This is a genomic window from Klebsiella sp. CN_Kp075 (genome assembly GCF_040065055.2).
GTDB lineage: Bacteria > Pseudomonadota > Gammaproteobacteria > Enterobacterales > Enterobacteriaceae > Klebsiella > Klebsiella aerogenes.
Map to the genome: position 1 here is coordinate 5,100,413 of NZ_CM198050.1, position 18,414 is coordinate 5,118,826.

Consider the following 18,414-nt stretch of genomic DNA (forward strand, 5'->3'; position numbering starts at 1 on the left):
TTATTCCTCGTTTGCTGCCCGGAAGCCATTTTCCAGGTCGGCAATTAAATCTTCACCATCTTCAATACCGGTCGAAATACGCAGGAGCGTTTCCGAGATCCCTGCCGCCGCACGCGCTTCCGGCGCCATGCCCGCATGCGTCATCGTCGCCGCATGGGAAATCAGGCTCTCAACGCCCCCCAACGATTCCGCCAGCGTAAATAGCGATAAACCGCTCAAGAAGCGACGCAGCGTCTGCTCATCGCCATCGAGCTCGAAGCTTAGCATCGCCCCAAAACCTTTTTGCTGACGCGCCGCAATCTCATGCCCCTGGTTTTCCGGCAGGGACGGATGATACAGCTTTTTCACCAGCGGCTGGGTTTTCAGATAGTCGACTATCGCCTGCGCGTTGCGCTGCGCCACTTCCATTCGTGGAGAAAGGGTACGCAAACCACGCAATAACAGATAGCTATCAAACGCCCCGCCGGTGACGCCGATATTATTCGCCCACCATGCCAGTTCGGTGACAGTCTCAGGATCTTTGGCAATCACCACCCCGGCGACCACGTCAGAGTGGCCGTTGAGATATTTGGTGCACGAATGCAACACCAGATCGGCGCCCAGCGCCAGCGGATTTTGCAACGCCGGGCTGAGGAAGGTGTTATCCACCACGCTCACCGCGCCGGCTTCACGCGCCAGCCCGCAGATTTTCGCAATATCGACCACCCGCAGCAATGGGTTGCTCGGGCTTTCGACCAGCACCAGCTTCGGTTGTTCCGCTAACGCTTCACGTAATGCCTGTTCATCGCTTTGATCGACAAAGCGCACGCGATAGCAGCCGCGTTTCGCCAGGCTGTCAAACAGACGATAGCTGCCGCCATAACAGTCGTGCGGCGCCACCAGCAGATCGCCCGGCTTCAGGAACACCGTGGTCACCAGCAGAATAGCCGACATTCCGGTATTGGTCAGTACCGCGCCGGCGCCGCCTTCCAGTTCCGCCAGCGCGCGCTGTACGACATCGCGAGTCGGGTTGCCGCGTCGGGAATAATCGTGGGCGCGGGGTTCATTGAAACCGGTGAAATTATAGGTGCTGGAGAGATGGATCGGCGGGACAACGCAACCGTACTGTTCGTCGTCATTTAAACCGCTACGCACTGCAATGGTGGCCTGTTTACGCGTCATGTTGGACAGTTCCTGGGCTGTTCGGTGAGAAGTCAGGCCTCAGAGTAATCATTGTCACAATAGACGTCAATACATCTGGACATCTAAACTTCTTTGCGTATAGATTGAGCAAAAGACAAATAGCCGTTAAAATTATATGCATTAGCGCACGTCGGCGGCGGCTTATCTCATGTCAGAAAGCACGCTCATACGGTAAACTACGCGCAATTATGGCCGGGCGTAATGTTCTGGCCCTTAACTAATAAACAGAGGATTAAGGTATCTCATGGCTGAATGGAGCGGCGAATATATCAGCCCATACGCTGAGCACGGTAAGAAGAGTGAGCAAGTAAAAAAAATTACGGTTTCCATTCCTCTGAAGGTGTTAAAGATCCTCACCGATGAACGCACGCGTCGTCAGGTGAACAACCTGCGTCACGCCACGAATAGCGAACTGCTGTGCGAGGCGTTCCTGCATGCCTTTACCGGTCAACCGTTACCTAACGATGAAGACCTGCGTAAAGAGCGCAGCGATGAAATCCCGGAAGCGGCGAAAGAGATTATGCGTGAACTGGGCATCGACCCGGATACGTGGGAATACTAAGACATAAAAAAAGCGGAAGATATCTTCCGCTTTTTTATTCCTCGCGTTGCCAGACGAAGGATACAAAAAAGCCGCCCTGAGGCGGCTCTTTCTGGCAACTTACTTGCTGCCCGGGATGCTGAAGCGCTTGTTGAAGCGGTCAACACGGCCACCGGTAGCAACATCACGCTGTTTGCCGGTGTAGAACGGGTGGCATTTACCGCACACGTCGAGGTTCAGGTCGTGACCAACGGTGGAACGGATTTTCATGACATTACCGCAAGAACAGGTAGCAGTAATTTCGTCGTAATTTGGGTGAATACCTTTTTTCATGGGAGAACCTCAGTTAAGGCCGCGTCGCTCTTCCAGCCCTAACGCCAGACACCACGCGATATTAATAATTTCCCGACGACCTTCGCACAGCTGGCGCATACCGGCTTAACGAATTTCCCGGGTTTTGGGAGTTTGATGCGGCATAAAGCGCACCAAAGACGGCGAATCATACAGAATTTGACCAGCAGATGCAAACTTATCCGCGCCGCCTTCGGTAATGTGTATACTAACCCGCCAGATTTCAAGTCAGGAAGATTCCATGTCCGTCGCTCATGTCGCCCTGCCCGTTCCGCTGCCCCGCACCTTTGACTATTTGTTGCCTGAAGGCATCCCGGTCAAGGCGGGCTGTCGCGTACGCGTGCCGTTCGGCAAACAGGAGCGGATCGGTATCGTGGTGTCGGTCAGCGAGCGTAGCGAACTCCCGCTCGCGGAACTCAAACCGGTCGCCGAAGCGCTGGATAGCGAACCGGTATTCTCCTCTACCGTCTGGCGCATGCTGCTATGGGCCGCGGATTACTATCATCATCCCATCGGCGATGTGCTGTTCCACGCGCTGCCGATTATGCTGCGCCAGGGCAAACCGGCCAGCGCCGCGCCAATGTGGTACTGGTTTGCGACGGAACAGGGACAAGCGCTGGATATCAACAGCCTTAAACGCTCGCCGAAACAGCAGCAGGCGCTGGCGGCGCTGCGCCAGGGCAAGATCTGGCGCTATCAGGTCGCAGAGCTTGAATTCAATGACGCGGCGCTACAGGCGCTGCGCGGCAAAGGGCTGGCGGAATTGGCCAGCGAATCCCCAGCCATTAGCGATTGGCGGACCAGCTTCTCGGTGCCCGGCGAACGGCTGCGTCTGAATACCGAGCAGGCGACCGCCGTCGGGGCAATTCATAGCGCCTCGGACCGTTTTTCCGCCTGGCTGCTGGCGGGTATTACCGGCTCAGGGAAAACGGAAGTCTATCTTAGCGTACTGGAGAACGTGCTGGCGCAGGGTCGACAGGCGCTGGTGATGGTACCGGAAATCGGCCTGACGCCGCAGACCATCGCCCGCTTCCGCCAGCGTTTTAACGCCCCGGTGGAGGTGCTGCATTCGGGTCTGAACGACAGCGAGCGCCTCGCATCATGGCTAAAGGCGAAAAATGGCGAAGCGGCGATCGTTATCGGTACCCGCTCGTCGCTGTTTACGCCGTTTAAAGACCTCGGCGTTATTGTCATCGACGAAGAACACGATAGCTCCTATAAACAGCAGGAAGGCTGGCGTTATCACGCTCGCGACCTGGCGGTATGGCGCGCCCATAGCGAACAGATCCCGATTATCCTCGGCTCGGCGACCCCGGCGCTGGAGACGCTCTACAACGTGCGCCAGCGCAAGTACCGTGAGTTAAAGCTGACCAAACGCGCGGGCAACGCCCGCCCGGCGCAGCAGCACGTGCTCGATTTAAAAGGCCAACAGCTACAGGCGGGGCTTTCGCCTGCGCTGATTAATCGCATGCGCCAGCATCTGCAGGCCGATAATCAGGTGATCCTGTTTTTGAACCGCCGCGGTTTCGCCCCGGCGCTGCTGTGCCACGACTGCGGCTGGATAGCGGAGTGCCCGCGCTGCGATAGTTACTACACCCTGCATCAGGCGCAACACCATCTGCGCTGCCACCACTGCGACAGCCAGCGCCCCATTCCGCGCCAATGTCCTTCCTGCGGGTCGACGCACCTGGTGCCAGTCGGTCTGGGGACCGAACAGCTGGAGCAAGCGCTGGCGCCGATGTTTCCTGATGTACCAATCTCACGCATCGACCGCGATACCACCAGCCGTAAAGGGGCGCTGGAGCAATATCTTGCCGACGTCCATCGCGGCGGCGCGCGCATTCTGATTGGTACCCAAATGCTGGCTAAGGGACATCATTTCCCGGACGTCACCCTGGTGTCGCTGCTGGATGTCGATGGCGCGCTGTTTTCCGCCGACTTCCGCTCGGCGGAGCGTTTTGCCCAGCTCTATACCCAGGTCTCCGGCCGCGCCGGACGCGCGGGCAAACAAGGTGAAGTGATCCTGCAAACCCACCATCCGGAACACCCGCTGCTGCAGACCCTGCTCTATAAAGGCTACGATGCGTTTGCCGAGCAGGCGCTGGCGGAGCGGCAAACCATGCAGCTACCGCCGTGGACCAGCCACGTTCTGATCCGCGCCGAAGACCATAATAACCAGCAGGCGCCGCTGTTTTTACAGCAGCTACGTAACCTGCTGCAGGCCAGCCCGCTGGCTGATGATAAACTGTGGGTACTCGGCCCGGTTCCCGCGCTGGCGCCGAAGCGCGGCGGACGCTGGCGCTGGCAAATTCTACTCCAGCACCCTTCCCGCATACGTCTACAGCATATCGTCAGCGGTACGCTGGCGTTGATAAACACCCTGCCGGAAGCGCGTAAAGTGAAGTGGGTACTGGATGTCGATCCTATTGAAGGCTAAGTCTTCTCTTGCGAGGCGGATCGAAAAATTCAACAACCGTCACGTTTTTCATGAAAATTCTGTAACTCTCAGGCTGTACTATCTGTTAAAAATGTTGCTGATGTCAGCACGCAAGGGATGTGTCTGCGCAGTCAGCGAGGAGAAACCAGGTGAAGCCCAAAAAACAAATGGTTGCCGCCACCATGAAAGACGTCGCCCTGAAGGCAAACGTTTCAACGGCAACCGTATCCCGTGCGCTAATGAATCCCGACAAAGTGTCGCAGGCAACCCGTAGTCGGGTGGAGCAGGCGGCGCAGGAAGTCGGCTATTTACCGCAGTCGCTCGGGCGTAACATGAAACGCAATGAGTCGCGGACGATCCTTGTGATCGTGCCGGATATTTGCGATCCCTTCTTCAGTGAGGTGATTCGCGGTATTGAAGTGACTGCCGCCGACGAAGGCTATCTGGTGCTGATCGGCGATTGCGCCCATCAGAATCAGAAAGAAAAAACCTTTATTGATCTCATTATCACCAAACAAATTGACGGTATGGTGCTGCTGAGCTCGCGCCTGCCGTTCGACGCCAGCGTCGAAGAGCAGCGTAATTTGCCGCCGATGGTCATGTCGAACGAGTTCGCGCCGGAGCTGGAGCTCCCTACCGTGCATATCGATAACCTGACTGCCGCGTTTAATGCCGTCAATTATCTCCACGAACTGGGGCATCAACGTATCGGCTGTATCGCCGGGCCGGAGGATATGCCGCTGTGCCATTACCGGCTGCAGGGATACGTTCAGGCGCTGCGCCGCAGCGGTATCACCGTCGATCCGCACTACATCGCCCGCGGCAACTTTACCTTTGAAGCCGGTGCCAACGCGCTGGAGCAACTGCTGGCGCAGCCGGTGCCGCCGACCGCGGTCTTTTGCCATAGCGACGTCATGGCGCTGGGCGCGTTGTCGCTGGCCAAACGCCGCGGCCTGAGGGTGCCGGAGGATTTATCGATTGTTGGGTTTGATAACATCGCGTTGTCTGAATTTTGCGATCCGCCGTTAACCACCGTTTCACAGCCGCGTTTTGATATCGGCCGTGAAGGAATGCTGCTTTTACTCGAGCAAATGCAGGGCCGTAACGTCAACAGCGGCTCGCGTCTGCTCGATTGCGAACTGATCGTTCGCGGCAGTACGCAAAAAATCAGACGATAACCATCAGGCTTTCGGGCCTGCTCTTCTGGTCAAAGGCCCGCCGCTTAAGTAACATGGCGGGCTGACGAACGAATATAAGACAGCGAAACGATAGTGGCACAACGAGATTATGTACGCCGCAGCCAACCGGCTCCTTCGCGGCGCAAAAAGAGCAGCCCCCGAAGCTCAAGGAACAAGCAAAGTAGCCTTCCGGCGATTTCACCGACTATGGTTGCAATCGCGGCGGCCGTGCTGGTGGCCTTTATCGGTGGTCTGTATTTCATTACCCATCACAAGAAAGAAGAAGCGGAAGCGCTGCAAAACCGCCAGGCGGCAGGCAACGGTCTTCCGCCGAAGCCGGAAGAGCGCTGGCGCTATATTAAAGAGCTGGAAAGCCGCCAGCCGGGCGTTCGCGCGCCGACTGAGCCTACCGCCGGCGGCGAAGTGATGAAACCCGAGCAGCTAACCGACGAGCAGCGCCAACTGTTGGCGCAGATGCAGGCGGATATGCGTCAGCAGCCCACGCAGCTGACCGAAGTGCCGTGGAACGAACAAACGCCGGCGCAACGTCAGCAAACGCTGCAGCGTCAACGTCTGGCACAACAACAGCAGCAGGCGCAGCAGCAACAGTGGGCGCAGACTCAGCAGCAGACCACGCAGCAACTGCCGCGCGTCCAGCAGCCGAAGCCGGTGCAGCAACAGCAACCGAAGCAAACCGCGTCTAACCAGCAGCCGTATCAGGATCTGCTGCAGACGCCGGCGCATAACACCACCACGCAGCCGAAAACCCAGGCCGCCGCGCCGGTCGCCCGCGTGGAAGAAGCGCCGAAAGCCGCAGCCGCCGAGAAGAAAGACGATCGCAGCTGGATGGTTCAGTGTGGTTCCTTTAAAGGCGCCGAGCAGGCCGAAACCGTGCGCGCTCAGTTGGCCTTTGAGGGCTTTGCTTCGCACATCACCACCAATAACGGCTGGAATCGGGTGGTGATTGGGCCGCTGAAAGGCAAAGAGAACGCCAACGATATGATCAACCGTCTCAAGATGGCCGGACACGCAAACTGCATCCGTCTCGCCGCCAGGGGTTGAAACCCCAAAAATCCCCCCCATCTATAATTGCATTCTGCCCCGCGTAACGCGCGGGGCCCCTATTCCGCTTTTGCAACCAAGGGGTCTGCTCGTGACAACAATAGTTAGTGTTCGCCGTAACGGCCATGTCGTTATCGCCGGTGATGGCCAGGCCACGCTGGGCAACACCGTGATGAAAGGCAACGTGAAGAAAGTGCGTCGTCTGTACAACGACAAAGTGATCGCTGGTTTCGCTGGCGGCACCGCTGACGCCTTCACCCTGTTCGAACTTTTCGAACGTAAGCTGGAGATGCATCAGGGCCATCTGGTGAAAGCCGCCGTTGAGCTGGCGAAAGACTGGCGTACCGACCGCATGCTGCGCAAGCTGGAAGCGCTGCTCGCCGTCGCTGACGAAAACGCGTCGCTTATCATTACCGGTAACGGTGACGTGGTTCAGCCAGAAAACGATTTGATTGCGATTGGCTCCGGCGGGCCATATGCCCAGGCCGCCGCTCGCGCGCTGCTGGAAAACACCGAAATGGGCGCTCGCGACATCGCCGAGAAAGCGTTGGATATTGCAGGGGATATCTGCATCTATACCAACCACTTCCACACCATCGAAGAATTACCTTCTAAAGCGTAAGGATCTCCCATGTCTGAAATGACCCCACGCGAAATTGTCAGCGAACTGGACAAACATATTATCGGCCAGGACGCAGCCAAGCGTTCTGTTGCTATCGCCCTGCGTAACCGCTGGCGCCGTATGCAGCTTAATGAAGAGCTGCGTCATGAAGTCACACCGAAAAACATTCTGATGATTGGCCCGACCGGCGTCGGTAAAACCGAAATCGCCCGTCGTCTGGCGAAACTGGCCAACGCGCCGTTCATCAAAGTTGAAGCGACCAAGTTCACCGAAGTGGGCTATGTTGGTAAAGAAGTGGACTCTATCATCCGCGATCTGACCGACGCCGCGATCAAAATGGTTCGCATGCAGTCCATCGATAAAAACCGCTATCGCGCCGAAGAAATGGCCGAAGAGCGTATCCTCGACGTGTTGATCCCGCCGGCGAAAAACAACTGGGGCCAGGCTGAACAGCCGCAGGAACCTTCAGCTGCGCGTCAGGCATTCCGCAAGAAATTGCGCGAAGGCCAGCTTGACGACAAAGAGATCGAAATCGACCTCGCCGCGGCGCCAATGGGCGTTGAAATCATGTCCCCTCCGGGCATGGAAGAGATGACCAGCCAGCTGCAGTCCATGTTCCAGAACCTGGGCGGCCAGAAACAGAAACCGCGTAAGCTGAAAATCAAAGACGCGATGAAGCTGCTTATCGAAGAAGAAGCGGCGAAGCTGGTGAACCCGGAAGAGCTGAAGCAAGAAGCTATCGACGCCGTTGAACAGCACGGTATCGTGTTTATCGACGAAATCGACAAAATCTGTAAGCGCGGCGGCAACTCCTCCGGCCCGGATGTGTCTCGTGAAGGCGTTCAGCGCGACCTGCTGCCGCTGGTTGAAGGCTGCACCGTCTCCACTAAACACGGGATGGTGAAAACCGATCACATTCTGTTTATCGCCTCCGGCGCGTTCCAGGTCGCCAGCCCATCCGATCTGATCCCGGAACTGCAGGGCCGTCTGCCGATCCGCGTTGAGCTGAAAGCGCTGACCACCCATGATTTCGAACGTATTCTGACCGAGCCGAATGCCTCCATCACCGTGCAGTACAAAGCGCTGATGGCCACCGAAGGCGTGAATATCGAATTCACCGAAGATGGTATCAAGCGTATCGCTCAGGCCGCATGGCAGGTTAACGAAACCACCGAAAACATCGGCGCGCGTCGCCTGCACACGGTGCTGGAACGTCTGATCGAAGATATCTCTTATGATGCCAGCGAAATGAACGGCCAGACGGTGACCATCGACGGTGATTATGTCGGTAAACACCTGGATGTTCTGGTGGCAGATGAAGATCTGAGCCGTTTTATCCTATAATCCGGTTCAATGCATTTTCATCACACACGATGGGGCTATGATAGCCCCATTTTTTTGGCTGAAAGAAATGACTGAACAACCGATAACACGCACCAGGGCCTGGCTTGAAAGCCTGCGTCCCAAAACATTACCTCTGGCGTTCGCCGCTATCGTCGTCGGCACCGCGTTGGCGTGGCAGCAAGGCCACTTCGATCCGCTGGTCGCGCTGCTGGCGCTCATCACCGCCGGTTTGCTGCAAATTTTATCTAATCTCGCCAATGATTATGGCGACGCCGTTAAAGGCAGCGATAAACCTGACCGTATTGGGCCGCTGCGCGGAATGCAAAAAGGCGCCATCACCCAATCGCAGATGAAACGCGCGCTGATCGTAACGGTAGCGCTGATTTGCCTTTCCGGCCTGGCGTTGCTGTTCTCCGCCTGGCAGACAATGGCGGACTTCATCGGCTTTATGGTGCTCGGCGGGTTGTCGATTATTGCGGCTATCACTTATACCGTTGGCACGCGTCCTTACGGCTATATTGGCCTTGGCGATATCTCGGTGCTGGTTTTCTTCGGCTGGCTGAGCGTCGTCGGCAGTTGGTATCTGCAGGCGCACAGCATCGACGCGGTTATTTTCCTGCCCGCTACCGCCTGTGGCCTGCTGGCCGCCGCGGTGCTGAATATCAATAACCTGCGCGATATCGATAGCGACCGTTCGAACGGTAAAAATACGTTGGCGGTCCGTCTGGGGCCAATTAACGCTCGCCGTTATCACAGCGTCCTGCTGCTCGGCGCTCCGCTGTGCCTGGCGCTGTTTAACCTGCTGGCGCTGCGCAGCCTGTGGGGCTGGCTGTTTATTCTCGCCATTCCGCTACTGGTGAAACAGGCGCGTTTCGTCATGCGTGAGCGCGAACCGGTGGCGATGCGTCCGATGCTCGAACGCACGGTCAAAGCGGCATTATTAACCAACCTGCTGTTTGTCATCGGGATTATCGGCAGTAAGCTGGCGGCATAACTGACAAATATCAATTAACAATTGATGATTTTGCAAACAATGCAGTTCACGGGATATACTAAAAATTCTCGCAGCAACTGAACGTTAAGCCTATGAAATACGATACTTCCGAGCTTTGCGACATCTACCAGGAAGATGTCAATGTCGTGGAACCGCTGTTTTCCAACTTTGGAGGGCGGTCGTCGTTTGGTGGACAGATCATTACGGTAAAATGTTTCGAGGATAACGGGTTGCTCTACGATCTGCTCGAGCAGAATGGCCGTGGTCATATTCTCCTCATCGACGGCGGCGGTTCCGTGCGACGCGCGTTAATTGACGCAGACCTGGCGCGTCTGGCGGTACAAAACGAATGGGAAGGGCTGGTGGTCTATGGCGCGGTGCGCCAGGTTGACGACCTGGAAGATTTAGATATCGGTATCCAGGCATTAGCCGCCATTCCAGTGGCCGCTGCAGGGGAAGGTATCGGCGAAAGCGACGTGCGCGTCAATTTCGGCGGCGTCACCTTCTTCTCCGGCGATCATCTGTATGCCGACAATACCGGTATCATCCTTTCCGAGGATGCGCTGGATATCGAATAGCACTAGCATTGAAAGGCAGGCGCAGCCTGCCTTTTCTTTATAACCAGGATGGTTAATCGCTCACACAAGTGCAAAGGAGTGCATGACTTGCGTGAAATACTCTATTTCCTCAGCTTTATTTCGATACCATGGCTACTATATCGAGGATTTCGCATCCTGATTTTAGCCCAACCGCCCTATGTCCTTGCTGCGTCATTACGCTTAGGAGCAGCTTTCGTTATATTTATCGGTGCGGTATCTCTTCCACGTAACGCAGCGACCTTTGAAAAGGAATACAAAGAAATCGTTGGCTATCCATCGACCCAAGTAACACTGCAATTTGCAACGCTGGACAACTCGCAAAAACAACAAATTTTGCAAGAAATGGCTGATTACTTTTCTGATTCAGAAAAAATGCTGAAAGTGACGCAAAAGAAGGCGACAGGAAAAGGCCCAAATTTATGGTATAGAACTCCCGAGAAAAACTACAGAACCTGGCACGATACGATCCCTACGCGCTACCGCTGGCAAGAAAATCGGCTGGAGATAGCCACCGGCAGACCACTTGAAGATGAAGAAATAGATACTTTAGAAGCGGTGTTAAGATTAACAATCGCACAAGAAAATCATTCTGTTTTTTCTGAGCTGTTAAGCCAATCGCTAGAAAATTATCATCTGCAACGCAAGGTTCAATTTCGCCCTTGAAATCGAATCCCACGCTTGTCGATAGCCAGCATACCGAGCATGGATCGCTCGGTTTTATACGCTACGAAAAAAGGCCTTCTCACTGAGAAGGCCTTTTTGTTATGCCGCGAAACTTAGTACAGTTTCTTCGCGCAATCCATCCAGTCAGACTTGAACGGACGCTTCATATTTTCGATAGCATCGATGATGTCGTGGTGAACCAGCTTCTCGTTCTGGATACCGACACAGCGGCCGCCAAAGCCCTGCAGCAGCAGTTCAATAGCATATGCGCCCATGCGGGAAGCCAGAATACGGTCGTAAGGAACCGGAGAGCCGCCGCGCTGAATGTGACCCAGCACGGTCGCACGGGTTTCACGGCCCGTTTCTTTCTCAATGAAGCTAGCCAGTTCGTCAACGTCGCACATGTGCTCGGTGATGGCCACGATCGCGTGTTTCTTACCTTTTGCGATGCCGGCTTTGATTTCAGCCACCAGATCGTCGCGGGTATATTCTACTTCCGGCACCATGATGAACTCACAGCCGCCGGCAATCGCCGCCGCCAGCGTCAGATCGCCACAGTAGCGGCCCATCACTTCCACCACAGAGATACGCTGGTGCGAAGAGGAGGTGTCACGCAGGCGGTCAATAGCTTCAACAACGGTACTCAGCGCGGTAAAGAAACCGATGGTGTAGTCAGTACCTTTGATGTCGTTGTCGATGGTGCCCGGCAGGCCGATGCAAGGGAAACCCATCTCGGTCAGACGCATCGCACCCATATAGGAACCGTCGCCGCCGATAACAACCAGCGCGTCCAGGCCGCGCTTTTTCATATTTTCAATGGCGACTGCGCGAATATGCTCTTCGCGGAATTCCGGGAAGCGAGCGGAGCCGAGGAAGGTACCGCCACGGTTGATCATGTCTGACACGCTGTAACGGTCAAGCTGAACCATACGATCTTCATACAGGCCGAGGTAACCGTCATAGATTCCAAAAACTTCCAGACCTTCCGTTAATGCCGCGCGCACAACGCCGCGAATTGCTGCGTTCATGCCCGGCGCATCACCGCCACTTGTCAACACACCGATTTTCTTAATCATGACTACCTCTGAACTTAGGAAGCAAAAAATAATCCTGTTGCCTGAAGCGCTCCCATACCAGGAGTGCACGACGATAATTGCAATAGTATATCAAACGCTTCTGGCTGAATTGATTCAGGTCAGACCAAATGGCGGTAATTTATACAAAAAATGCCTACCCGCCCCACATTTTTACATCGAGTTTACAGACTATAACCGAAAGCTCAAAAAACGCCCTGCTGCGCCGGCGGCACCACAGAACAGGGATCCTGATGGATAATCACATCCGATCCCGGGAAACGGCGCAAAATAGCCTGCTCCACCTGGTCGGCGATCACGTGCGCCTGCACCAGCGGGAGGTTATCTTCCATTTCCAAATGTATTTGAATAAAGCGAGTCGGCCCTGACTGCCGCGTTCGTAGATCGTGCGCGCCGCTGACGCCGGGCCAGCTGTTCACGATACTGATGATTTCCTGACGTTCCTCATCCGGAAGCGCGCGGTCTAATAACGATTGCACCGCGTCGTAACCCATACGCAGCGCGCTATATAAAATATAGATGCCAATCCCTAATGCAAACAGCGCATCGGCACGGTGCCAGCCATACCAGGAGAGGCCGAGGGCGATAAGAATAGCGCCGTTCATCATAACATCAGACTGATAATGAAGCATATCCGCACGCACGGCCTGGCTCTGGGTTTTTCTGACCACCCAGCGCTGAAAGGTCACCAGCATCAGGGTGCTTATCAAGGCAATTAGCGTTACCACCATCCCGACGCCTGCCGCCTGCATCGGTTCAGGGCGAATCAGATGCTGGATCCCGGTCAGGAACAGAAACAATGCCGAACCGGAGATAAACATGCTCTGCGCCAACGCCGCCAGCGATTCCGCTTTCCCATGGCCAAAAGTATGTTCTTCATCAGCGGGTTGTAGCGAGTAACGCACCACCAGCAGGTTGGTCAGCGAGGCGGCAATATCCACCAGCGAATCCACCAGCGCCGCCAGAATACTCACCGAACCGGTATACCACCACGCAAAAATTTTGATCAAAAGTAACACGGAGGCCATCGCCGTCGCGGCAATAGCCGCGCGACTTACCAGCCGCCCATAAGATTGATTCATAAACGCTCCTTTTCCGGCGATGCGCTTAGTATAACCTGAACTTTTACCCGGAAGATGAACGGGCATGCGGCGGCTGAGGCGAAAAAAAGACAAAAAAAACCCCCACATCATGTGGGGGAAGACAGGGATGGTGTCCAAAAACATCACCCAACCTAATGATATAAAAGGACTTATATTATACGCTGTCCACATAGCGTCCACATTGACTAAAAAGCCCCTCAATTGAGGGGCTTTGTTTTTTCATCCTGCAGGAGTTATAAACTGTCTTTTAACCCGATGTTTAATAGGGATGTTCCATGCTTAACCTCAAATCGACAATTGCAGTCGTCACCATTCTTTTGTGTACCACAGCCCAAGCTCAAACGAATAACGTAAAAACCTTGCAAAAGCAGTTAAGGCTATGGCAACCAACTGAAATTAATGAAAGTAATAATATCGTCACTGTCGTTTTGGACACAAACCAAGTTACATCTGAAATTTATGATGCGGTCATTAGTTCAGGTGTTTGTATGGATGTTTGGACAAAAGACGTACCCAATTCCTACATGAAAACGACTAAAGAATTGCAAATACTGAATAAACATAAGGCGTTTGGTTATGTGCTCGAAAATCCTCTCGCAACCTGTAACGAGATGGGTAAAGAGCCGGACGACAAAGCTAAAGTGGTGATGCTCTCAAAAACGCATATGTTTGGAATGCCAAAGTTAAAATAAACAAAACCCCGCAATCGCGGGGTTTTTTATTTTGGTTACATCCACATGGTTTGTTGTCCTGATGGCAACGGATGAGGCCTGACGGCATTAACCTCACCCGGCTTAACAATGTAACGTTGTACCGACTCATAAGTGATAAACGTCGCACTACAATTCACGTTCTGACACTGATGATAACGCTCTTTTGTCGTATCGGTCATGTAACGACTAGTGCGTGCATGAGCGGCATGTTGGCATAACGGACAATGAAACATATTAAGCACCTCGACGGTTTGGCTGATGCGTTAATTTTATCCAATAAATCCTTATATAACAAATAGATATGTTTTTTATTTATTCGTCACTTTCTTCACTGTACTCCACATCAGAAAGCTTAACCTCAAGCTCTAAGCCCGTCGTGTAGCCATTATTATTCAGATTGTGAGTTACCTTACTGATTAGCCATGACTGCTCATCTATGACGCGCTTAAAGCCTGACACGCGCACCGGCGTCTCAGGGAATAAATCAGCCCGACCGAGCGCCAGCGTAATTGAAAACTCAGCAACACCTCGCTGCAGCTTATCCCACTTAGCCTGAGCGGCGCGCATCGCCTGCGCTTTTGATGCGTAGACCGTCGTCAGCGCCAGCACGTTATCGGCCTCACCGGCCATATACTCACCCTCGCGGGCTTCCTGCTCTTTTTTGGCCTTTGTCTTTTTGCTGACCGGCTTTGCTTTCGGGTGCTCCAGCGCACGCAGGTGCTTCTCTTTTGGCTTGCGCTTCAATGTCACTTTTTGCTTTTGCGGCTTCGGATCTTTGGTGTGCAACCATTTCGCGGTTACGCCGGTGTATGCCCCTCGGTCGGCAATGGCAAACTGATGACGGTCACCATCGCTGCGGGTCAGCGTCATTTGTGGGACGGGCTTACCACTGGCCGTCACCGCGCTACCGGCTTTCAGAAACAGCAATTTCCCCGCTTTCACTGACACTGCCGCCCCGTTGCGGTCGGCCAGCCTTGTCAGAAATACCGCGTCGGATTCCTGCGACTGGTCGATATGCGGTACCGGGATTTTTTTCAGCGGCTCCGCGACACTGGCCGTCAGTTTGTTACGCTTTGCGATGGTGCTGACCAGCTCGCCGAGGGTGGTATCGTGCCAGGATTCCTCACGCCGTGAATTGAGCGTTCCGCGAAAGTCTGCGCTACGCGCCCGGATGGTCAGGGTATCTGGCGCCCCTCGGTGCTCAATCTCATCGACCGTAAAATCGCCTTTATTCAGCAATGCCGAGCCCTCCCAGCCAAGCCACAGCGTCAGCACCGCCCCGCGCAGGGGTAACTCGACTTTGCCGTCAGTATCGTCGAGCTCGATGTCGAGCTGGTCGGCCTCAAATCCCCGATTATCTGTCATGGTGAGAGATATCAGTCGGTCGCTAAAATTGCTGGTAATGTCCTGACTGTTCAGCGTCAGCATAAATGCCGGTGCGAGACTGGTACCGGCATCAATGGTCATGCCCGTCATCATACGGCCAGCCCTCCGAGTGTACCCTGCAGCTTATCGGCCAGATTACCGGCAGAGCCGAGAAGCTCACCGGCCTGTTTATTCAGGTCGCCAAACATTGCCGTCAGTGACTCATCGACCCGCTTCAGTGAAAGCGTGAAATCAATCTTTCTGGCCGCACCATCGCTGAAAAACTCGGCGTGTGTGGTTGATACCTTGTCGACAATATACATTCCGAGGATATTGCCGGTTCCCTCAATCAGCGGCCACGCTCTGCCCTCGTCGGCCATCAACTCGACGGCCTGCAGTGAAATACGACCGCCGGTAATAGCGGGGTAAAGCGTGCCGGCAAGTTGGATCGAGGTTTCACCCTCGCCGAGAAACTGATACGCAGGCGGTTTGCCTACCCGGTCGTTAGACGCCCAGCGATAATCCTTCGAGTGCTGCATCGACTGATAAGGCAGGGTGCGGCGTTCAAATACAAACATGCCGAGAGCAAGCATCATCGTTTAATTCTCCCTTAGTCGTGGCTCATGCTGGCGCGCTGACGCGCACGTTTTTCGCGCTCAATTTGTTCGAGCGTGTCGCGTAGCTGGCGGTCGAGTTGATGCCCCGGCGCGACACCGCCCGGTAGCGTAATGTTGTATTCGCTTTTGCTCTGGTCGATGTAAGAGCGTCCCGCCGGTGCGGTAACGGGCTGATAAGCCTGATACCCGCCATAGGTGCTGGTCGCCGGTATGTAGGAATTCCCCTGCGTGGCGGCGTTGGTTTTGGCGGCGGTCTGGTCGAGGCTGTCCGATTCTTTGTTGATGATGCCGAGCTTTTCGAGAAGCCAGTCGACACCGCTGCGTAGCTTATTGAAAACGTTCAGCGGTGCCATCAGCGCTGAGGCCAGCGCCTGACCGAAAATAACGCCAGCATTTTTACAGCTATCGAGCGTCTCCTGCGTAGCTTTGACCGGTGCAATCAGGTCTTTAAACCATTGCCAGACGCCGCGCAGTTTCTCACCGAGACCGTCAAAAATGGGTGCCAGTGGGGCGAACATTTCCCCGACCGGCGCAAAGGCACTCATGATGCCCTCTATCACACCTGAGAAAAATGCGCTGATGGGCTCCCAATATTTACGGATAAGTAGCGCCCCGGCCACAATCGCCGCTCCGATTGCCACAATCGGCCAGGTAATAGCCCCAAGAACAGAGACAACAGCAGTACCCATTGCCGCGAGAGTTGTACCAAGAAAGCCAGCAGCAGCGATAATGGCGTTAATCCCCATGACAACCGGCCACGCAACGAGACCAATGCCGCCGATGACACCAATAAGAGCCAGCGCGCCACCGGCAACAATGCCGATGGTTTTCGCCAGCCCTTTGTTTTTCTGGATCCAGCCGTCGAGCTTTAACACGTATTTTGTGGCGGTCTGAGTGAGTTTGCGCAGAGAGCCCTCTTGCTGGTCAAAAAGGTCGATACCGACTGCCTCATAAGCAGACTGGAACTCCTTGAAGTCGCCGCCTAGGTTATCCTGCATTACCTTGACCAGTTCCTCGGTTTTACCGTCCGAGGCTTTTATCGTAGCGGTTAGTTTATCTAGTTTTCCGCTGGCCGCTGCCGTCATCAGCACACTTGCTGATTTCATAGCCTCCTCGCCGAATATGGTTTTTACGTATTCAGCTTTCTGACCAGTGCCGAGCTTATTGCGTTCAAAGCTGCCCTGTATTTCTTTTAGGATGGTAAATAACGGGCGCGTATTACCTTTGCTATCCGAGGTTTTGACGCCTAACTCTTTGAGTGCATCATATGCTTTGCCTGTAGGTGCTTGTAATCTCGTAATAACAGCCGCGGAGCCCGTCCCGGCCATTGACCCTCTGATGTTATTATCATGAAGTGTGCCTGTAATCGCCGCTGCCTGCTCAAGGCTCACCCCAGCATTTTTCGCTACAGGGGCAAGGTAACTTAATGAATCACTTAACCCCTGAAAATCAGCAGTGGTTTTGTTCATCGTGGTTGAAAGAACGTCACCGATATGTGCAGCCGCGTCATTAGAGAGCTGAAAGGCAGCTTTTGTCCCCATCAATAGTTGCGCGTTTTCCTCCATTGTTTTTCTGTTTGCAAGTGACAGGTTGAGAGTCACAGGCGTCATAGCTGCTATAGCTTCGGCATCACCGCCACCTTTTGCGATAATAATCTGCGCGCTGGCGGCATCATCTGCAGAGGCGGCAGTGTTGTCGCCGAGCTGGCGCGCCTGTTTGCGTAGCGCCTGCATTTCTGGCGACTGCTTATCAACCCCGAGTACGGCCTGCAGCTCGGAATTTTTCTGCGCAAAGTCATAACCGGGCATCAGCAATTTAACACCGGCCATCGTTCCCGCCGCTGCAATGCCGACACCTGCCGCGCCAACCGATGCAGCATTACCAGCAAGCTCCTTACCTAACTGGTATCGGGCTTTGATACGACTTAGTTTTGCCTGCTGCGCACTGACGCGCGCCAGTGCCTCACGCTGGCGGTTAAGCTGCGCCGTCGTTTCGCTAATGGAGGTTTTGAGCCGACGCTCATCAGCAGACAGGGTGCGGGTATTGATACCGGCCTGCATCAGCTCTGAGCGCTGTCGCTGTACCGATGTTCTCAGGCTGTTGTATTTCGTCTGCAGCTCAGAGGCGGCGCGTTTCGCCGCTTCGAGCGCCTGCGCCTGCGCGCGGGTCGGACTGGTCGTGTTTTTAAACTGCACGGCCAGCTCACCGGCTTCGCGTTTGGCTTTTTCAAGTGACTGACTGGTCACGGCCAGTTGCGCACTGGCCTTGCGAAATCCGTCGATTTTCGACGCCTGCGCGTTCAGGGTGCGCAGGTCTTTTTGTGTATCGCGAATATCGCCCGAGAGGGTTTTACTCGCGGTCTGGATAGATTTAAGCGGTCGGGTCGCCTGGTCGACCGCTTTCAGCAACACCTCAAGCCTCAGGTTATTACTCATTGTGGTTTCCGCTCCGCTGTAATGCCTTTTCGCGAAATGTGATGAGCTCATTCAGGCTCAGTGAGTAGAGGTCTGTTTTCGACCAGTGGAATATCACAGCGATATCCGCCATCA

Annotated in this window: 19 protein-coding genes; 10 read left to right on the plus strand and 9 right to left on the minus strand. The window is 54.6% G+C overall.

The features are described 5' to 3' along the window. The gene (gene metB, locus ABLV78_RS24205) at nt 1-1,161 is read right to left on the minus strand and encodes a cystathionine gamma-synthase (protein WP_015368924.1); all 1,161 of its coding nucleotides are present in this window, start codon (nt 1,159-1,161) and stop codon (nt 1-3) included. A 265-nt stretch (nt 1,162-1,426) separates the two neighbouring features. Here metB and metJ point away from each other — a divergent pair, with 265 nt between their 5' ends. After that, nucleotides 1,427-1,744 carry a met regulon transcriptional regulator MetJ gene (gene metJ / locus ABLV78_RS24210; protein ID WP_004107547.1) on the plus strand — a complete coding sequence of 106 codons (318 nt, stop codon included), beginning with the start codon at nt 1,427-1,429 and terminating at the stop codon, nt 1,742-1,744. 99 nt (nt 1,745-1,843) lie between these two features. Here metJ and rpmE read toward each other — a convergent pair whose 3' ends face one another. Next, the gene (gene rpmE, locus ABLV78_RS24215) at nt 1,844-2,056 is read right to left on the minus strand and encodes a 50S ribosomal protein L31 (protein ID WP_015368925.1); all 213 of its coding nucleotides are present in this window, start codon (nt 2,054-2,056) and stop codon (nt 1,844-1,846) included. A gap of 259 nt (nt 2,057-2,315) precedes the next feature. On the opposite strand from rpmE, the gene priA reads away from it, so the two are divergent. The 8 genes from priA to ABLV78_RS24255 all read left to right on the plus strand — a co-directional run bounded on the left by priA (nt 2,316) and on the right by ABLV78_RS24255 (nt 10,973). Then, nucleotides 2,316-4,511, plus strand: a complete 2,196-nt coding sequence (priA, locus tag ABLV78_RS24220; protein WP_047047215.1) for a primosomal protein N' — start codon at nt 2,316-2,318, stop codon at nt 4,509-4,511. A 149-nt stretch (nt 4,512-4,660) separates the two neighbouring features. Beyond that, the gene (gene cytR / locus ABLV78_RS24225) at nt 4,661-5,689 is read left to right on the plus strand and encodes a DNA-binding transcriptional regulator CytR (RefSeq protein WP_015368928.1); all 1,029 of its coding nucleotides are present in this window, start codon (nt 4,661-4,663) and stop codon (nt 5,687-5,689) included. A 93-nt stretch (nt 5,690-5,782) separates the two neighbouring features. After that, nucleotides 5,783-6,751 carry a cell division protein FtsN gene (ftsN, locus tag ABLV78_RS24230; protein WP_072058228.1) on the plus strand — a complete coding sequence of 323 codons (969 nt, stop codon included), beginning with the start codon at nt 5,783-5,785 and terminating at the stop codon, nt 6,749-6,751. A gap of 91 nt (nt 6,752-6,842) precedes the next feature. Next, nucleotides 6,843-7,373, plus strand: a complete 531-nt coding sequence (hslV, locus tag ABLV78_RS24235) for an ATP-dependent protease subunit HslV (RefSeq protein WP_015368930.1) — start codon at nt 6,843-6,845, stop codon at nt 7,371-7,373. A 9-nt stretch (nt 7,374-7,382) separates the two neighbouring features. Further along, nucleotides 7,383-8,717, plus strand: a complete 1,335-nt coding sequence (gene hslU, locus ABLV78_RS24240) for an ATP-dependent protease ATPase subunit HslU (protein ID WP_045395296.1) — start codon at nt 7,383-7,385, stop codon at nt 8,715-8,717. A gap of 67 nt (nt 8,718-8,784) precedes the next feature. After that, nucleotides 8,785-9,711 carry a 1,4-dihydroxy-2-naphthoate polyprenyltransferase gene (gene menA, locus ABLV78_RS24245; protein WP_045395332.1) on the plus strand — a complete coding sequence of 309 codons (927 nt, stop codon included), beginning with the start codon at nt 8,785-8,787 and terminating at the stop codon, nt 9,709-9,711. Between the two features lie 92 nt (nt 9,712-9,803). Further along, nucleotides 9,804-10,289 (plus strand): ribonuclease E activity regulator RraA, encoded by a 486-nt coding sequence (gene rraA, locus ABLV78_RS24250; protein ID WP_015703948.1) that lies wholly within the window; start codon nt 9,804-9,806, stop codon nt 10,287-10,289. Between the two features lie 87 nt (nt 10,290-10,376). Next, nucleotides 10,377-10,973, plus strand: coding sequence for a hypothetical protein (locus tag ABLV78_RS24255; RefSeq protein ID WP_047047209.1), 597 nt, complete (start codon nt 10,377-10,379; stop codon nt 10,971-10,973). Nucleotides 10,974-11,086: 113 nt separating this feature from the next. Here the strand turns inward: ABLV78_RS24255 and pfkA are convergent, their stop codons facing one another. Continuing rightward, on the minus strand, nt 11,087-12,049 hold the full coding sequence (gene pfkA / locus ABLV78_RS24260) for a 6-phosphofructokinase (RefSeq protein ID WP_015368934.1): 963 nt from the start codon (nt 12,047-12,049) through the stop codon (nt 11,087-11,089). A 203-nt stretch (nt 12,050-12,252) separates the two neighbouring features. Beyond that, nucleotides 12,253-13,149: a CDF family cation-efflux transporter FieF gene (fieF, locus tag ABLV78_RS24265; protein WP_045395293.1), complete on the minus strand. Its 897-nt coding sequence runs from the start codon at nt 13,147-13,149 to the stop codon at nt 12,253-12,255. 296 nt (nt 13,150-13,445) lie between these two features. Between fieF and ABLV78_RS24270 the strand changes: the two genes are divergently transcribed. Continuing rightward, nucleotides 13,446-13,862: a hypothetical protein gene (locus ABLV78_RS24270; RefSeq protein ID WP_348865234.1), complete on the plus strand. Its 417-nt coding sequence runs from the start codon at nt 13,446-13,448 to the stop codon at nt 13,860-13,862. Nucleotides 13,863-13,897: 35 nt separating this feature from the next. Here the strand turns inward: ABLV78_RS24270 and ogrK are convergent, their stop codons facing one another. From ogrK to ABLV78_RS24295, 5 genes are all read right to left on the minus strand, one after another. Further along, nucleotides 13,898-14,116 (minus strand): prophage transcriptional regulator OgrK, encoded by a 219-nt coding sequence (ogrK, locus tag ABLV78_RS24275; RefSeq protein ID WP_032413178.1) that lies wholly within the window; start codon nt 14,114-14,116, stop codon nt 13,898-13,900. 79 nt (nt 14,117-14,195) lie between these two features. After that, nucleotides 14,196-15,362 carry a phage late control D family tail protein gene (locus tag ABLV78_RS24280; RefSeq protein ID WP_047047205.1) on the minus strand — a complete coding sequence of 389 codons (1,167 nt, stop codon included), beginning with the start codon at nt 15,360-15,362 and terminating at the stop codon, nt 14,196-14,198. After that, the gene (locus ABLV78_RS24285; RefSeq protein WP_045367707.1) at nt 15,359-15,844 is read right to left on the minus strand and encodes a phage tail protein; all 486 of its coding nucleotides are present in this window, start codon (nt 15,842-15,844) and stop codon (nt 15,359-15,361) included. Before ABLV78_RS24285 ends, ABLV78_RS24280 begins: the two co-directional genes overlap by 4 nt. Nucleotides 15,845-15,858: 14 nt before the next feature. After that, entirely contained in the window at nt 15,859-18,300 is a 2,442-nt protein-coding gene (locus tag ABLV78_RS24290; protein WP_348865233.1) for a phage tail tape measure protein, read from the minus strand. After that, entirely contained in the window at nt 18,293-18,412 is a 120-nt protein-coding gene (locus ABLV78_RS24295) for a GpE family phage tail protein (RefSeq protein ID WP_348865232.1), read from the minus strand. Before ABLV78_RS24295 ends, ABLV78_RS24290 begins: the two co-directional genes overlap by 8 nt. Nucleotides 18,413-18,414: the final 2 nt, after the last annotated feature.

What these genes read in the sequence shown, in the direction of transcription:
- metB (WP_015368924.1), bottom strand. Translation starts at nt 1,161, where the DNA reads ATGACGCGTAAACAGGCCACCATTGCAGTGCGTAGCGGTTTAAATGAC.
- metJ (WP_004107547.1), top strand. Translation starts at nt 1,427, where the DNA reads ATGGCTGAATGGAGCGGCGAATATATCAGCCCATACGCTGAGCACGGT.
- rpmE (WP_015368925.1), bottom strand. Translation starts at nt 2,056, where the DNA reads ATGAAAAAAGGTATTCACCCAAATTACGACGAAATTACTGCTACCTGT.
- priA (WP_047047215.1), top strand. Translation starts at nt 2,316, where the DNA reads ATGTCCGTCGCTCATGTCGCCCTGCCCGTTCCGCTGCCCCGCACCTTT.
- hslU (WP_045395296.1), top strand. Translation starts at nt 7,383, where the DNA reads ATGTCTGAAATGACCCCACGCGAAATTGTCAGCGAACTGGACAAACAT.
- menA (WP_045395332.1), top strand. Translation starts at nt 8,785, where the DNA reads ATGACTGAACAACCGATAACACGCACCAGGGCCTGGCTTGAAAGCCTG.
- rraA (WP_015703948.1), top strand. Translation starts at nt 9,804, where the DNA reads ATGAAATACGATACTTCCGAGCTTTGCGACATCTACCAGGAAGATGTC.
- pfkA (WP_015368934.1), bottom strand. Translation starts at nt 12,049, where the DNA reads ATGATTAAGAAAATCGGTGTGTTGACAAGTGGCGGTGATGCGCCGGGC.
- fieF (WP_045395293.1), bottom strand. Translation starts at nt 13,149, where the DNA reads ATGAATCAATCTTATGGGCGGCTGGTAAGTCGCGCGGCTATTGCCGCG.
- ABLV78_RS24270 (WP_348865234.1), top strand. Translation starts at nt 13,446, where the DNA reads ATGCTTAACCTCAAATCGACAATTGCAGTCGTCACCATTCTTTTGTGT.
- ogrK (WP_032413178.1), bottom strand. Translation starts at nt 14,116, where the DNA reads ATGTTTCATTGTCCGTTATGCCAACATGCCGCTCATGCACGCACTAGT.
- ABLV78_RS24280 (WP_047047205.1), bottom strand. Translation starts at nt 15,362, where the DNA reads ATGATGACGGGCATGACCATTGATGCCGGTACCAGTCTCGCACCGGCA.
- ABLV78_RS24285 (WP_045367707.1), bottom strand. Translation starts at nt 15,844, where the DNA reads ATGATGCTTGCTCTCGGCATGTTTGTATTTGAACGCCGCACCCTGCCT.
- ABLV78_RS24290 (WP_348865233.1), bottom strand. Translation starts at nt 18,300, where the DNA reads ATGAGTAATAACCTGAGGCTTGAGGTGTTGCTGAAAGCGGTCGACCAG.
- ABLV78_RS24295 (WP_348865232.1), bottom strand. Translation starts at nt 18,412, where the DNA reads ATGGCGGATATCGCTGTGATATTCCACTGGTCGAAAACAGACCTCTAC.